General features: G+C 46.9%; 16 protein-coding genes. 5 read left to right on the top strand and 11 right to left on the bottom strand.

Annotated elements, in window-relative coordinates; translation table 11 throughout:
* Positions 1-70 precede the first annotated feature (70 nt).
* Entirely contained in the window at positions 71-643 is a 573-nt protein-coding gene (gene msrB / locus J0M30_01140; protein MBN8666075.1) for a peptide-methionine (R)-S-oxide reductase MsrB, read from the bottom strand.
* 92 nt (positions 644-735) lie between these two features.
* On the opposite strand from msrB, the gene J0M30_01135 reads away from it, so the two are divergent.
* On the top strand, positions 736-1,329 hold the full coding sequence (locus J0M30_01135) for an adenylate kinase (GenBank protein ID MBN8666074.1): 594 nt from the start codon (positions 736-738) through the stop codon (positions 1,327-1,329).
* 57 nt (positions 1,330-1,386) lie between these two features.
* Here J0M30_01135 and J0M30_01130 read toward each other — a convergent pair whose 3' ends face one another.
* The 7 genes from J0M30_01130 to J0M30_01100 form a co-directional block, all read right to left on the bottom strand.
* Positions 1,387-1,866, bottom strand: coding sequence for a hypothetical protein (locus tag J0M30_01130; protein MBN8666073.1), 480 nt, complete (start codon positions 1,864-1,866; stop codon positions 1,387-1,389).
* Positions 1,867-1,885: 19 nt separating this feature from the next.
* Positions 1,886-2,806, bottom strand: coding sequence for a hypothetical protein (locus J0M30_01125; GenBank protein MBN8666072.1), 921 nt, complete (start codon positions 2,804-2,806; stop codon positions 1,886-1,888).
* Between the two features lie 2 nt (positions 2,807-2,808).
* Positions 2,809-3,429 carry a DUF2911 domain-containing protein gene (locus tag J0M30_01120; GenBank protein MBN8666071.1) on the bottom strand — a complete coding sequence of 207 codons (621 nt, stop codon included), beginning with the start codon at positions 3,427-3,429 and terminating at the stop codon, positions 2,809-2,811.
* 13 nt (positions 3,430-3,442) lie between these two features.
* The gene (locus tag J0M30_01115; protein MBN8666070.1) at positions 3,443-3,817 is read right to left on the bottom strand and encodes a hypothetical protein; all 375 of its coding nucleotides are present in this window, start codon (positions 3,815-3,817) and stop codon (positions 3,443-3,445) included.
* Between the two features lie 27 nt (positions 3,818-3,844).
* Positions 3,845-4,888, bottom strand: a complete 1,044-nt coding sequence (locus J0M30_01110; GenBank protein MBN8666069.1) for a c-type cytochrome — start codon at positions 4,886-4,888, stop codon at positions 3,845-3,847.
* A 70-nt stretch (positions 4,889-4,958) separates the two neighbouring features.
* The gene (locus J0M30_01105; protein ID MBN8666068.1) at positions 4,959-5,762 is read right to left on the bottom strand and encodes a hypothetical protein; all 804 of its coding nucleotides are present in this window, start codon (positions 5,760-5,762) and stop codon (positions 4,959-4,961) included.
* Between the two features lie 108 nt (positions 5,763-5,870).
* Positions 5,871-6,245 (bottom strand): hypothetical protein, encoded by a 375-nt coding sequence (locus J0M30_01100; GenBank protein ID MBN8666067.1) that lies wholly within the window; start codon positions 6,243-6,245, stop codon positions 5,871-5,873.
* Between the two features lie 109 nt (positions 6,246-6,354).
* Between J0M30_01100 and paaZ the strand changes: the two genes are divergently transcribed.
* From paaZ to J0M30_01085, 3 genes are all read left to right on the top strand, one after another.
* Positions 6,355-8,427 carry a phenylacetic acid degradation bifunctional protein PaaZ gene (gene paaZ / locus J0M30_01095; GenBank protein ID MBN8666066.1) on the top strand — a complete coding sequence of 691 codons (2,073 nt, stop codon included), beginning with the start codon at positions 6,355-6,357 and terminating at the stop codon, positions 8,425-8,427.
* A 101-nt stretch (positions 8,428-8,528) separates the two neighbouring features.
* Positions 8,529-9,290, top strand: coding sequence for an enoyl-CoA hydratase/isomerase family protein (locus J0M30_01090; GenBank protein ID MBN8666065.1), 762 nt, complete (start codon positions 8,529-8,531; stop codon positions 9,288-9,290).
* Between the two features lie 94 nt (positions 9,291-9,384).
* Positions 9,385-10,020, top strand: coding sequence for a DNA-3-methyladenine glycosylase 2 family protein (locus tag J0M30_01085; GenBank protein ID MBN8666064.1), 636 nt, complete (start codon positions 9,385-9,387; stop codon positions 10,018-10,020).
* Between the two features lie 8 nt (positions 10,021-10,028).
* Here the strand turns inward: J0M30_01085 and fabG are convergent, their stop codons facing one another.
* Positions 10,029-10,784, bottom strand: a complete 756-nt coding sequence (gene fabG, locus J0M30_01080; protein ID MBN8666063.1) for a 3-oxoacyl-[acyl-carrier-protein] reductase — start codon at positions 10,782-10,784, stop codon at positions 10,029-10,031.
* A 60-nt stretch (positions 10,785-10,844) separates the two neighbouring features.
* Positions 10,845-12,368, bottom strand: coding sequence for a GH3 auxin-responsive promoter family protein (locus J0M30_01075; GenBank protein MBN8666062.1), 1,524 nt, complete (start codon positions 12,366-12,368; stop codon positions 10,845-10,847).
* Between the two features lie 93 nt (positions 12,369-12,461).
* On the opposite strand from J0M30_01075, the gene tnpA reads away from it, so the two are divergent.
* A complete protein-coding gene (tnpA, locus tag J0M30_01070; GenBank protein ID MBN8666061.1) occupies positions 12,462-12,923 on the top strand; it encodes an IS200/IS605 family transposase in 462 nt (153 codons plus the stop codon).
* A gap of 265 nt (positions 12,924-13,188) precedes the next feature.
* Here tnpA and lptB read toward each other — a convergent pair whose 3' ends face one another.
* Positions 13,189-13,965, bottom strand: coding sequence for an LPS export ABC transporter ATP-binding protein (gene lptB / locus J0M30_01065; GenBank protein ID MBN8666060.1), 777 nt, complete (start codon positions 13,963-13,965; stop codon positions 13,189-13,191).
* Between the last annotated feature and the right edge of the window lie 48 nt (positions 13,966-14,013).

Here is a 14,013-nt window from a genome sequence, read left to right as displayed (position 1 = left end):
TGCGAGACCAGAGGTCTCGCACAGCAAGCCTCTGTCATCTGTCATCCGTCATCTGTCATCCAACACCCACTCACTGCTCCTTCTTCTCCGAATAATTTTTCTCCGCTTCTTTTGCTTTTTCAAAGTCGAGAACTACGCCGTTGATACAATACCGCAATCCGGTAGGGGGAGGACCATCTTCAAAAACATGTCCGAGGTGAGATTTGCAACGACCGCATTGTACCTCGGTGCGTGTCATACCGTGTGAGTGATCGGGGGTATAAATGATGCTGCCTTTGCTGATGGGTTCGTAGAAGCTGGGCCATCCGCAACCGCTTTCAAATTTGGTATCGCTTTTAAAAAGGGCATTGCCACAAACGGCACAATAGTAGGTGCCAATTTCGCTGAACTTTTCAAACTTGCTGGTCCAGGGTCTTTCGGTGCCCTTTTGCCGGGCTACGTAATAAACCTCTTTAGGGAGCATTTTCTGCCATTCTTCATCGCTGATGGTCACTTTGCTGGTATCGGTACGGGAATAGGCCGGGTTTTTTTTATCAGTGCTGTCCATGGTAGGGGTTTTCGCGGTGGATGATTGAGAATAACTGCATTGCTGAAAAAAAGGGGTCAGCAAAAAAAGTAAAAAGTATGTCCGTATCGGCTTCATGTAATGTTTAACAAATGTACGTAAATAGGGTTCGATTGGTTTTCTCCTCCTCGACCGTTATATTTGTCGTTCACGCAACCAGGCAACCGCATATGTTTAATTTGGTTTTATTTGGCCCTCCGGGCAGTGGCAAAGGCACTCAATCTGAAAGACTTGTAGAAAAGTATGGATTTATCCATCTCTCCACTGGCAATCTCCTCCGCGAGGAGATCAGGGAAAAGACCCCGCTTGGTCTTGAGGCCAAGAAGTTCATGGACAATGGCCAGCTCGTTCCCGATGAAGTAGTGATCGGTATGGTCGACTCCTTTTTTGATAAACACAAAGACGCTCCCGGCTTTTTGTTTGATGGGTTTCCGCGTACTGTTGCCCAGGCACAGGCCCTTGACAGACTGCTTGACCTGCGCAAGACAAATATCCGGCAGGTACTCGCGCTGGAGGTAACTGAAGAAGAATTGGTGTCCCGTCTCCTTAACCGAGGTAAAACCTCTGGCCGGAGTGATGATAGTGATGAAGCCGTGATCCGGAAACGCTTTGCCGTGTACAGCAATGAAACTACGCCCGTAGCTGAATATTATAAAAAACACAAGAAATTCAAACCCATTCAGGGTGAGGGATCTGTAGATGAGATCTTTGCTGCCTTACGTCAGGCTATCGATCATGCGATGGCGGCGATTGAGGAGGAGTGATATTCACCGCAGAGAACAAGAGAAAGCAGCTTTCTCATGTTCTCTGCGGTGAACTAGTTATTCTTTCTTTCCAAATAGCTTCTCCGCCTTCTCCAAACTTCCCAGGATATTCGACTTCACTTTTTCCACCTTCACTTTTTCTGATTCGAGATAGCCGATCCTTTTTTCCACTTCTTCCGACAATGAATCCGGAACAAATTCATCCATCCATTGTGTCATGGATTGGTTGGCGGTGGTCAGTTCGGCGATCAGGCTATCAAGGGTTGCTTTGTAACCTGATGCAGCGGCTTTGGCCTTTTCGGGCAATTTATTAAGCGAATCCAATTGTTGTTGAGCCAGAGCAATATATCCTTTTACCTTACCTGTTTTTGGCATTACTTCATTGTGGCCATCCATGACATCTTTGTACAGCGAATCTTCTTTTGTTTTTGGTTCCATACTGGTATTGTGCCCTTCGTGTCCGGAATGATCTGTTCCATTATTGCAGGCAATGAATAGCCAGGAGGCCATGATGGTGTATGCTATCTTTTTAATCATCGTTTTTGTTTTTATTTTTTTAAAATACCCAGGCCATATTTATCGTAACCTGTGATTTCATTTTTACCAAACCTTTTGACAGTTCCTGTTTCAGCGGATGAAACCAGGAAGCGCCCAGTGTCCATTTTCCGGCATAGATCTCTGTACCTGCAACTAAGTTGGTAATGCTTCCACCGCTATAGGTTTGTTCCTCCTGATGGTGGTAGTCTTTCGCCGACCGGTCATACAGGATACCTGCATTGGGAAGAATGGACCATTTCATGGCGCGGCCCAGGTTTTTCCAGTAAAAAAGCCTGGCCCCGGTTGTGATCCGGTTGCCATAGCGAAATTCATCGGTATTGGCTGTGTTGATGCGATACCCCACATCTGCATTTAACCCAAAATGATTGTACCGAATGGTATAGATCGTATTCAGCAGAATATCGAGACTTCCGGTGCCGGCATTCATGCTGGCATTGAGGTCATCGCTGTTGTCGGAATCATATTTTCCGGTAGGTAGTTTAACTCCTCCGCCGGCCTGCCAGGTCTGCTGGAGTTTATCCATCTTCCCTGCATTTTTGGTCAACAGGATGCGGTTGGCCAGAATACTGATATCTCCCAATCCTTGTACTTTTTGCGCGGGTAATCCTTCTTCTTTTTGGGTAAATGAATTATAGGGAACCAGCACAAAAAGTTGCGTCTTTTTACCAACCTGGTAACGCCCCCATATTTCGGTGGTATTGAAATATTCCACCGATTTTTTACCCAGTATATGTAGCTGTTCCGATATCAGGTGTTGGGAATTGAACACCCGATAGGTATTTCTCAGCCCGATAAAATGCTTTTTGAATTGAGGAAGGATACCGAGGTGATATCCATTACCAGAACAGCCACATATTTCACAGGCGCTGGCCTCATTTAGTATAAAAAGAAGGACAGCGAGCACGAACCATTTTTTCATAGCTATCCTTTCTTATTTATAGGGACATGGATCGCTATTTTTTCCCAGGCCATGATCAGTTCTCCGCTCTCCGGGCCATCTGCTTCCAACGAATACGTGAGCCGGGGTACCTGTTCCGTCAAGGTGGTGGGTTTTACCTTGATACGGAGCAGGTCCTCCTGCTCACTGTATTCATCGGCGAGGTGTTGTTCAAAATTTTTATTCAATATCACGGTCCATTCTTCTTTGCCCGGGATGGTAAAGAATGCATAGGTACCTGCCGGAACAGGAGAACCACCCCAAAGGACATCCTTGCTAAAGCTGATCTGGGTGGCGGAGTGTGCCCCGGTGACCCAAACCTGATCAAATGGAATCAATCCACCCCAGATGATTCTTCCTTTAACACCCGGTGAGCCATATTCCACATGTACATGTGAACCGGCGATATTTTTCATCACTACCCGGTGAGGGCTTCCCTTCAGGGTGTCATCGGTGATCAACCCGGCATTTACACTATCCGCATAGCCGTCCAGGTTCTGGCTGGCCATGTTATGTTTGGAATGGTCTTCCTTCATGGCGGGCTTATCGGCATTGTTGCAGCCAAATGCCATACCGAGGAAGAGAATGAACGTGATTTTTTTCATTTTAATAATTTAATTACTCCCTGCATTTTTCCGTGATCTCATGGAAAATGTCATGGGCGGTGGTGATCAATGTTTTCAGTTCAGCATCGGATTTACCGGCTTTTACTGATTTGTTGACGAGTTTGCATTGTTTTACCAATCGTTTCAAGATCGGTTTGGTAACATCGGCTTTAAAACCAGCAGGAACAGTGGAATTTTGCCAGGCTTGTGCTTTTGCCAGCAGGTCGGCGGAATTTTTCTTCAAGGGCTCCAGGTTATTCTCTTCCGCAGGGTGGAAGGTTGGGCTCATGACATGGTGAAAATCTTCCATTTCTTTCCAGGTAGCTTTCTGAGCCTGGGCAAGTAAAACAAATCCAAAGGCAGCGATCAGCAAAAGGGCTTTTTTCATGTGTGTTCTTTTTTGTTTTTAAAAAAATTATTGTTCAGCCAATGTTGGGTTGCGGAGAAAAGCATCATCTGTCAGCGTTTGAAGAAAGGCGATCAGTTGCGCTTTTTCCGTATCCGACAAAGGTAAGCCGGGAAGGCCATTGGGTTTCAATAACGGGTCGAGTGTTGGGCTGTTTTGTATGCCACTGCTATAATGATCGAGCACTGCCTGGAGATTCAGAAATCGTCCGTCATGCATATAAGGTGCGGTCTTGGCCACATTGCGCAGGCTCGGTGTTTTAAAGAGGTGCATATCCTGTGGTTGCAGGGTAACCCGAAAACGGCCACTATCGTTGAGCCAGGCAGGTATAAGGCCATTGTTGTGAAAGGCATTATCTGTAAAGAGATCGGTGCTGTGACAGGTGGCGCATTTTTGTTTAAAAATGGTTAGTCCGGCCAGTTCATCCGTTGTCAACTGTACGCCTTCATTGCGGATATACCTATCGTATTTTGACTCTGCGCTCACACATTGCAACATGAATTGCGAAAGAGCCTTTAGCATTTTTTCCGCATTAATTTCCCCTGGACCAAATACGCGGTTGAAAAGGGCCGGATAGTCCTTGTGTTGTTTCAGCTTAGTGATCACATTGGGCATATGTTCATCCATTTCTACCGGGTTTTCGATCGGACCGAGTGGTTGAAGGTCGAGGTCGAATACGCCGCCGTCCCAAAAAAAGAAACGGTTCCAGGCCAGGTTCATGATGGCCGGTGAGTTCCGTACACCCAGGCGATCATCAATACCGTGGCTCACATCATGTCCATGGTGGGTAAAGGCACTTCCCTGAATATGACAATTTCCGCAACTGATGGTGCCATCGCGGGAGAGCAGGCCATCATAGAAAAGTTTTCTGCCCAATTCAAAGCCTTCTTTTGTGATCGGGTTTCGGTCAAGTGCATAGGTGGCAGCCGGAAAATTGGAAGGAATCTTCAGGGGCATGGGCGTCAGGGCCTCGGTGCCGTTCTTGCTACAGGCAGCTCCCATTAATACCAACCCCACCAATATGGTCAGCACCTGAAATATCCTTGATTGAATGATCGGTCTCATGATAGAAATTTTTAAATAGCCCCGTCTCGTCAGATAACGGGACGGGGCACGAATAAGATCAATCATTGTGCACGTGATCCACACTAAACATGCCCGCGTAGTTATTGGCGATATTCACCGAATAGGGACTGAACATGACCGTGGTATTGGCGGCAATGCTAACATTGGTTGAACCATTCATCACTTTTGCGGCATCGGCCAGGATATGGATAACTGGTCCGTGGGCTTTGTCCTTTCTCACTTCTGCCCTGGATCCGGCAGGTACAGCGAGGTTGAATTTCTTGATATTATTGATGGTTGTGGAAGAATAACCACCAAAGCCACCGATGTGGTAGCGGAATTTTTTATCCGCACTGGTGGCCGCATCGGCGGGACCTTCCATTTTCAGGAAGATATAACCGCTATTCCATGTCCAGTACATACCCGCGCCATCACCAGCGGGGTCAAGACAACCAGTACGTTCGCCCACTGGTGCTGTATTCTTGGTGCTGTCAATACCCAGCAGAAAGGAGATGCCGGTATAGTTACCAGCAGGCACATTGCCCAGTTCGATCTCCCGGCTTGGGTTCTCTTCTTTGATCAGAAAATAACTACTATCGCGGGGCATGGTATAGGTAGTTCCATCTTCGTTGGTGAGTACAATGTTGCTGATATAATAGTTCAGCATGCTTATTTTAAATTCTTCTCCGGCAGCATTGGTATATACTCCGGTATTCAGTTGCAGGTCTGTTCCACCAACGATATTATCAAACTCGAGTACCAGCTCTCCTTTATCTCCGGGTAGGAATTCAGGCTGAGCCTCTTTTTTACAGGCTGAGGTAAAAGTCACGAGTGTTATAAGCAAGGAATAAAACATCTTCATGGATTAAAATAATTTGAGATAGGGACAGTCAGATCCCATTAAGGGACACCGATCTTGTTCCGGTTAAAAAGAAATAGACAATAAAATAGATTGGGCTTGGGGAATGCCTTAGCATCCCGGAGGATGGAATACAAGGGAAGGTTGATCGAATGTACGGGTGTCAGATAAGGTAAAATATTCAGGTGTAGTACCTGTGTTTATGGAAAGGCTCTCCGGAAATGCGGTATGGAAACAAACCACTTCCGTTTTGTTCTCCAATTTTAATTCAGGAAACTTCTGTTCTTCTTTTCGCTGCTGTTCCAGTTTCTTCATCAACTGGCACTGGCCATTACACTTCAATTCAGGTCTGTACTTATTCTCGCAATTCTTAATATATGCCGCTTTATTCAAATGGTAGCCCAATACCAGGCTGGCCTGGTTAAAGGTATTGGCCATAAAAGCCAACAAGAGTATAAAGGCAGTTATTTTTTTGATAAACGACATTCGGAGCCGCAAAGATATAGGCGGGGAGTTGTTTCATCGTGAGAAACCTCACCTGATTTTCGTCACTCGTCAAAATGTATCAATGCTGAACAATCGTTAGCTTTGTCTTATGCAAAAGTTATCGAATTATATCACCGGTCAGTGGGTATATGGGGAAGGGGAAGGTCAATGGTTATTCAATGCGGTGACGGGGGAGCCCATTGCCACTGCATCCACAAAAGGGATTGATTTTCAGGAAGTTTTAGACTATGCCCGGAATGTGGGCAATCCCGCCTTACGCAAAATGACCTTTCATGAACGCGGCCGCATGCTCAAGGCCCTGGCTTTGCATTTGCAAAAACATTTGCCTCATTTTTATATTGTATCTGCGCAAACTGGGGCTACCAGAAATGATAGTTGGGTAGACCTGGAAGGCGGGTTGGGAAACCTGTTCACTAATTCTTCCTTGCGACGGAAATTTCCGGATGAAACATTTTGTGTGGATGGCGAATCGCATCCCTTTGGTAAGATGAACACCTTTATGGGCACCCATATTCTGGTCCCAAAAGAAGGAGTGGCTGTCCATATCAATGCGTACAATTTCCCGGTATGGGGAATGCTCGAAAAATGTGCCGTGAACTGGTTGGCGGGTATGCCGGCCATTGTAAAACCGGCCACCGTCACCTCCTACCTGGCTGAAGCGGTGGTCAAAGAGATCATTGCTTCCGGATTGTTACCCGAAGGAGCCCTGCAACTTCTTTGTGGCTCTGCAGGCGATATACTCGACCGGGTGGAGTCGCAGGATGTGGTGACCTTTACCGGTTCGGCCTCTACCGGATTGATGTTGAAAAAGACACCGGCTATTCTGGAGAACAATGTGCCATTCAATATGGAGGCAGATTCACTGAACTGTATTGTATTGGGTACCGATGTAGAACCCGGTATGCCCGAATGGGAAGCCTTTGTAAAAGAAGTACGAAGGGAAATGACCCTCAAGGCCGGGCAGCGTTGTACGGGTGTCAGACGCATATTTGTTCCGGAGAATAAATTGGAAGATGTGGCAACGGCATTGATCGGTGCCTTGTCAAAAACCACGATCGGTAATCCAGCTCATGAAAAAGTTCGGATGGGTTCACTGGCCGGGCAATCGCAGCGGGAGGAATTAGGTTTTCAGGTGCAGAAATTACTGAGCGAAACAAGAATGATCTATGGTTCATTGGACACGGTGGAGCTGATTGATGCGGATGCAGAGAAGGGCGCTTTTGTTTCTCCTATGCTTTTACTGAACGAAAGCCCTATGGATACAACGGTGGTGCATGAAGTGGAAGCCTTTGGGCCTGTCAGCACCCTGATGCAGTATAAGACCACCGAAGAAGCCATTGCCCTGAGCAAACTGGGTAGGGGTTCGCTGGTAACTACCATCGTAACCAATGATGAAAAGATTGCGCGGGATTATGTAGTTGGTGCAGCCTCTCACCATGGACGTATCCTGGTGTTGAATGGTGATTGTGCGCAGGAAAATACCGGGCATGGTTCACCACTGCCCTTGCTCGTGCATGGTGGCCCTGGCCGTGCTGGTGGTGGAGAAGAAATGGGTGGTATACGTGGGGTAAAGCATTATATGCAGCGTACAGCGCTTCAGGGATCACCGGCGATGATCACGGCCATCACGAATGTATATCAGACCAATGCCCCCGGGAAAGATCCGGGCAAACATCCGTTTAAGAAATATTACGAGGAATTGCAGATCGGGGATCAGATACTTACTGAAAAAATACTGATCACATCGGAAGATATTGACCGCTTCGCCGACCTGAGTGGCGATCATTTTTATGCGCATATTGATACCACCGATTTTGAAGGCACGATGTTTGAAAAACAGGTGGCGCATGGGTATTTGCTGATGAGCCGTGCTGCGGGTTTGTTTGTTGACAGCTACGAGAAGAACCCGGTATTGCTGAATTATGGAATTGATGAACTTCGGTTTACCAAACCCGTATATCCCGGCGCCGAAATGCAGGTACGGTTTACTTGTAAGGAGAAAGTTCCGGTTGACAAACGGGTGGTCAATAATCCGGAAGATGCCCGAAGAGGTGATGATATTGAAAAGGGTATTGTGAAATGGTTGGTGGAAATGCTGGATGGAGAAGGGGAGGTGACAGGCGTTGGAACGATATTGACGATGGTCGCACGAAAGGCGTAGGCTTAACCCCCAGGACACCAAGCCGCAAGGGAGTGCTAAGACCTTGCGTTTCTTTGCGCCATGGCGGTAAATTAAAAAACAAATTACTAATATTTAATACCATGTCAGAAGCATATGTACACTCCACGTTTCATGGTGGGGTAACCACCATAGAGTTCTTTCATCCGCAGAGTAATTCCCTGCCGGGAGCCGTATTGGAGAAACTGGCACAAACCATCCATGGAGCAGGGAACGATGAGGACACCAAAGTGATTGTTTTAAAAAGCGGAGGGAATAAAGCTTTTTGCGCGGGAGCCAGTTTTGATGAATTGATGGCCATTGATGATGCGGAATCAGGATACCGGTTTTTCAGTGGGTTTGCGCATGTGATCAATGCCATCCGCATCGTGCCTCAGTTTGTGATCGGGCGCATACATGGCCGTTGTGCCGGAGGAGGAGTGGGTATTGCCGCGGCGGTGGATTATGCCATTGCCCTTGATACCGCAGAAGTAAAATTGAGTGAGTTGGCATTGGGAATAGGACCTTTTGTGGTTGGACCTGTGGTAGAAAGAAAGATCGGCGTTTCTGCCTATTCTCAATTGGCCATTGATGCCACTATGTGGCGTAATGCGGAGTGGGCCAGAAAAAGAGGATTATATAGCGAAGTGCATAGCACGGTGGAAAATCTGGATGAGTCTGTACGTCGGTTAACGGATAAGCTGGTTCATTCGAACCCTGAAGCGATGGCGGAATTGAAAAAGGTTTTTTGGAAGGGGACAGAACATTGGGACAAACTTCTGTTGGAAAGAGCGATGATCAGCGGCAAATTAGTATTGAGCGAGCATACCCGAAAAGCGATTGCAGCCGTGAAGAGTAAAAGCTAAGGAATAAAAAATCAGGAATAAGGAACTGAGAGAACATTTCTAATCGGTTTCCTTATTCCTGATTTTTCATTTTTTATTCCTAATTTCATACGCTATGTCTCCTTTCTCTGCCGCCAATTTTCACGCCCTATGTCGCAAGCTCGCCCGAAAGGATGCACATTTGCAATTGATCCTGGATACTTATGGCTACCCACCCATGTGGTCGCGCCCCAATACTTTTCAAACGCTTGTACTTACTATTCTTGAGCAACAGGTTTCCTTAGCTGCTGCTTATGCGGCGTATAAAAAATTAAAAGAAAAAACAGGCCGCGTAACTCCCGGAAAGATTTTATCCCTGACTGATGAAGAATTGAGGGCTTGTTATTTCAGCCGGCAAAAGATCGGGTATGTCAGAGGCCTGGCACAGGAGATTGATTCAGGCGCGCTTTCGTTGCGTAAACTGGCAACGCAGGATGAAGCTTCCATTCGCGAACGGCTGAAATCACTTAAAGGGATTGGCGACTGGACCGTTGACATTTACCTTATTCATGTTTTACAACGCCCCGATATTTTTCCATTGGGAGATATTGCCCTGGTGAACAGCATCAAGCATGTAAAAGCATTGGCTCCGCATACCACAAAAAATGAGCTGGAGGACATTAGTCAGGCATGGAAACCTTATCGCACCATTGCCACGATGCTATTCTGGCATCATTATATCAATCGGAAAGGGTTGCGAATTGAGGGATAATTTTAGAATTAAATATTCAGCCCTCCGCAAACACTGATCGTTTGTCCGGTGACATAGGATGACATATCGCTGGCCAGATAAAGCGCGGTATTCGCAATATCTTCCCCGGAGGCGAACCGTCCAAGCGGAATGCCGGCCTTGTATTTTTCACCTGCTTCACCTTCTTTCAGGTAGCTGGTCATATCGGTTTCAACAAAACCCGGGGCAATGGCATTGCACCGTACGTTACGGCTTCCCAATTCTTTGGCTACACTTTTTGTAAAACCAAGAATACCTGCTTTGGACGCAGCATAGCTGGTTTGGCCGGCATTTCCCATTTCGCCGATCACGGAGCTCATATTGATGATGGAACCTGAGCGGGCCTTCATCATGGGTCGTATCACCTGTTTGGTCATGTAGAATACGCTATTCAGGTTCACACGGATCACCTCATCCCATTGATCGGGGGTGAGGCGAAGAAGAAGATTGTCTTTGGATATACCGGCATTATTGACCAGGATATCAACCGTACCAAATTCTTTGATCACTTCATTGACCAGTGATTCACATTGGGCGGCATCACCGGCATTGCTTTGGTAGGCTTTGGCCTTTACGCCCAGGGTGGTTAGACGGGCTTCTAATTGGGCGGCCCGGTCGCGGCTGCTATCACTTACATAGGTAAAAGCGATGTTGGCGCCATGTTCGGCAAATTTCAGGGCAACGGCTTCGCCGATTCCACGGGCGGCACCAGTAACGATGGCTGTTTTTCCAGAGAGCAGTTTCATTTTTCGAATTTTAATCTAATTGATCCGTGGAATCCAATAATCCAGGGGATTACACGGATTTCACGGATGCGCGAAGTTATTGGTTAAAGCGAGGATTTCCTCAAGGATTTTCCGGTCATTGCTCAGTCTTGGCACTTTATGTTGGCCGCCTAATTTCTCTTTTATTTTTAGCCATTCCTTGAAGGTGCCCACGGGAATCGATTTAACCAGGGGAAGTTCAAGGGCGATATCCCGGTAGCGCTTGGCTTCGTAATCGCTATTGATCTTTTTGAGGGAAGCGTCCATTTCGATGGTGAATTGATGCAGGTCTGCGGGTTCTTTCTCAAATTCAATCAGCCATTCATGGCAACCATTGTGCTGATCGGAGAAATAAACGGGTCCTGCTGTATAATCACTGATCACTGCCCCCGTTTTTTTACAGGCTTCGGCAATGGCGTGATCGGTATTATCTACGATCACTTCTTCGCCAAACGCATTGATAAAATGTTTGAGCCGCCCGCTTACTTTGATCCTGAATGGATATGTAGAGGTGAATTGAATAGTATCTCCTACCAGGTAACGCCAGAGGCCGCCGTTGGTGCTGATCACCGGGGCGTAATGCCGACCGATCTCCACATGGTCAAGGCCAATGGTTTCCGGGTTTTCTTTGCCGTATTCCCCCACAGGCATGAATTCATAAAATATGCCATGATCCAGGAAAAGGAGCATGCCTTCATCACCCGGAATATCCTGAGCAGCAAAGAACCCTTCGCTGGCATTGTACATTTCCAGGTAGTGAATTTCTTTTCCAATGATCTTTCGGAATTGTTCACGATAGGGAGTGAAGGATACGCCACCATGCATGTATAATTCCAGATGGGGCCACACTTCGCTGATGGTATGTTTACCGGTGATCTCCAGAATGCGTTTGAAAAGCACCAGGGTCCAGGTAGGTACACCCGATATGGAGGTCACCACCTCATTGATGGTGTTGTGTGCCAGGTATTCGATCTTACTTTCCCATTCTTCCATGAGTGCGATACTTAGGTCAGGGGTCCGGAGCCAATGTCCCCAGAAAGGAGAATTTTGGAGTAGCACAGCGCTAAGGTCACCATACTGGGCATCGCTGTTCATGGGATTAATGGTATGGCTGCCGCCGATGACCAGTCCTTTACCGGTTAATAATTCAGAATCGGGATTTGAATTATAGTAAATGGTCAGCACATCTTTGGCTGCTTTGTAATGGCAGTCATTCAGGCTTTCATCGCTGACGGGGATGAATTTACTTTTTTCGCTGGTGGTGCCGCTGCTTTTGGCAAACCAGAAGACCGGTGTATCCCAGAGAATATTTTGTTCCCCTTCCATGATCCGTTGGATTTGCGGCTTAAGGTCAGTGTATTCATGGATCGGGACAGTTTTTTTGAATTCACTGATCGAGAAAAGGGAAGGGAAATTGTACTGTCGTCCGAATTCTGTGTATTGGGCCTGGGTAACCAATCCCTGCAATACATCCCGTTGCGCGTTGATGGGATTATTCATCCAGGCTTCAATACGCCACATGCGCATACGGGCCAGGGAAGATATCGCGGGGCTAAGCAATTTCATGTGGTGGAAAGATAGAATTATTTGGGAAAAAAACGTGAAATGAGTGGGGGGAATACACAGGCTTCAAGCAGGTTCATTATTATTTTTGAACTAATGGCCAATACCTTTACACAATTGCATGTGCATTTGGTTTTTGCGGTGAAATATCGTCGAGCGATGATTGCAACCGAGTGGAAAGAGAGGTTGCATGAATATATCTCCGGTATTATCCGACAAAGTGGGCATAAGGTTATTCAGGTGAATAGCATGCCCGATCATATACATATCCTGATAGGGTTGCGCCCGAACCAATCTCTTTCTGATTTGGTTAAATTGATCAAGACAAGAAGCACGGTATGGATTAAAGATAATGGGTTCTGTGAAGACCGATTCGCTTGGCAGGAGGGATTTGGGGCATTTAGCTATTCAAAATCACAACTAAATAGAGTGATCAATTATATTATCAATCAGGAAGCGCACCACTCGAAAGTGAACTTTAACGCGGAGTTTGAGCGAATACTTCAAAAGAGAGGCATTGACTACGAGCAGAAATATTTATTCACAAAACCTGATTAGGGCATCGACCTTGTGCTTCCTACCCTGTGCTCCTACGGAGCACTGGAAAAAAGGTCTTCGTGGGTCGGTGAAAGGGATTTGTTGATGCTCATTCGTTATTTAATGTTGAAAATTGGCATGCAAGAATTCAAATGTGCTCCCTAGGAGCACCGGGCCGGTAGCCCACGAAATCGAAATTGCATTTGCGCTCCGTAGGAGCGCAGGGTGAGCGGTTTTCAGTTTTTGGTCAAACAGCCTCGGTTTGGGGGAACTGCGTTTTGAGGCCTTACCTTTCTCCCTCTTCCTGCTGTATCTCATCGTACAGGTAGTCCTTGCGTTTTAACTCAAAGTTTCGGCCAAGGTAGAGGCGGCGGACTTGTTCGTCTTCGGCGAGTTCTTCGGCTTTGCCATGTTTGAAGATCTTGCCTTCGATAAGGAGATAGGCGCGGTCACAAATAGAGAGGGTCTCGGTAACATTATGATCCGTGATGAGGATACCGATATTCTTAAACTTGAGTTTGGCTACAATGGTCTGAATATCCTCTACCGCGATCGGGTCGATACCGGCAAAGGGTTCATCCAGTAAAATGAATTTTGGATCTACCGCCAGGGCGCGGGCAATCTCGGTTCTGCGTCTTTCACCACCGCTTAATACATCCCCATTGTTCTTGCGTACATGGGTTAGCCTGAATTCGCTTAAAAGCGATTCCAGTCTTTCCTTTTGTTGTTGCCGGGTGAGTTTGGTCATTTCCAGGATCGCGGAGATATTATCTTCCACACTCAGCTTACGAAATACCGAAGCTTCCTGTGGCAGGTAACCTATTCCCATTTTTGCCCGCTTATACATGGGCAATTTGGTGATATTCAGGTCATCCAGGTACACATTCCCCTCATCCGGGCGTATCAGGCCCACCACCTGGTAGAAGGTGGTCGTCTTCCCCGCACCATTCGGGCCCAGCAATCCCACGATCTCTCCCTGGCTTACCGATACGGACACATGGTCGACCACGGTCCTGTTCCGGTAGCGTTTCACAAGGTCCTGAGTGCGAATAGTGACTTTCATAGCCTGCAAATTAAAAACTTTGCCTCAGTATTTGACTAATCCCCGCTC

It is taken from the genome of Chitinophagales bacterium (genome assembly GCA_017303415.1).
Lineage (GTDB): Bacteria > Bacteroidota > Bacteroidia > Chitinophagales > Chitinophagaceae > SpSt-398.
The sequence above is the reverse complement of the archived record's forward strand: the minus strand, read 5'-3'. Positions and strand labels throughout refer to the sequence as shown.

Coding starts and splice junctions, on each gene's coding strand:
- J0M30_01100 (MBN8666067.1), bottom strand. CDS start 6,245: ATGTCGTTTATCAAAAAAATAACTGCCTTTATACTCTTGTTGGCTTTT.
- J0M30_01105 (MBN8666068.1), bottom strand. CDS start 5,762: ATGAAGATGTTTTATTCCTTGCTTATAACACTCGTGACTTTTACCTCA.
- J0M30_01120 (MBN8666071.1), bottom strand. CDS start 3,429: ATGAAAAAAATCACGTTCATTCTCTTCCTCGGTATGGCATTTGGCTGC.
- J0M30_01085 (MBN8666064.1), top strand. CDS start 9,385: ATGTCTCCTTTCTCTGCCGCCAATTTTCACGCCCTATGTCGCAAGCTC.
- J0M30_01090 (MBN8666065.1), top strand. CDS start 8,529: ATGTCAGAAGCATATGTACACTCCACGTTTCATGGTGGGGTAACCACC.
- tnpA (MBN8666061.1), top strand. CDS start 12,462: ATGGCCAATACCTTTACACAATTGCATGTGCATTTGGTTTTTGCGGTG.
- msrB (MBN8666075.1), bottom strand. CDS start 643: ATGAAGCCGATACGGACATACTTTTTACTTTTTTTGCTGACCCCTTTT.
- lptB (MBN8666060.1), bottom strand. CDS start 13,965: ATGAAAGTCACTATTCGCACTCAGGACCTTGTGAAACGCTACCGGAAC.
- J0M30_01115 (MBN8666070.1), bottom strand. CDS start 3,817: ATGAAAAAAGCCCTTTTGCTGATCGCTGCCTTTGGATTTGTTTTACTT.
- J0M30_01135 (MBN8666074.1), top strand. CDS start 736: ATGTTTAATTTGGTTTTATTTGGCCCTCCGGGCAGTGGCAAAGGCACT.
- paaZ (MBN8666066.1), top strand. CDS start 6,355: ATGCAAAAGTTATCGAATTATATCACCGGTCAGTGGGTATATGGGGAA.
- J0M30_01125 (MBN8666072.1), bottom strand. CDS start 2,806: ATGAAAAAATGGTTCGTGCTCGCTGTCCTTCTTTTTATACTAAATGAG.
- J0M30_01075 (MBN8666062.1), bottom strand. CDS start 12,368: ATGAAATTGCTTAGCCCCGCGATATCTTCCCTGGCCCGTATGCGCATG.
- fabG (MBN8666063.1), bottom strand. CDS start 10,784: ATGAAACTGCTCTCTGGAAAAACAGCCATCGTTACTGGTGCCGCCCGT.
- J0M30_01130 (MBN8666073.1), bottom strand. CDS start 1,866: ATGATTAAAAAGATAGCATACACCATCATGGCCTCCTGGCTATTCATT.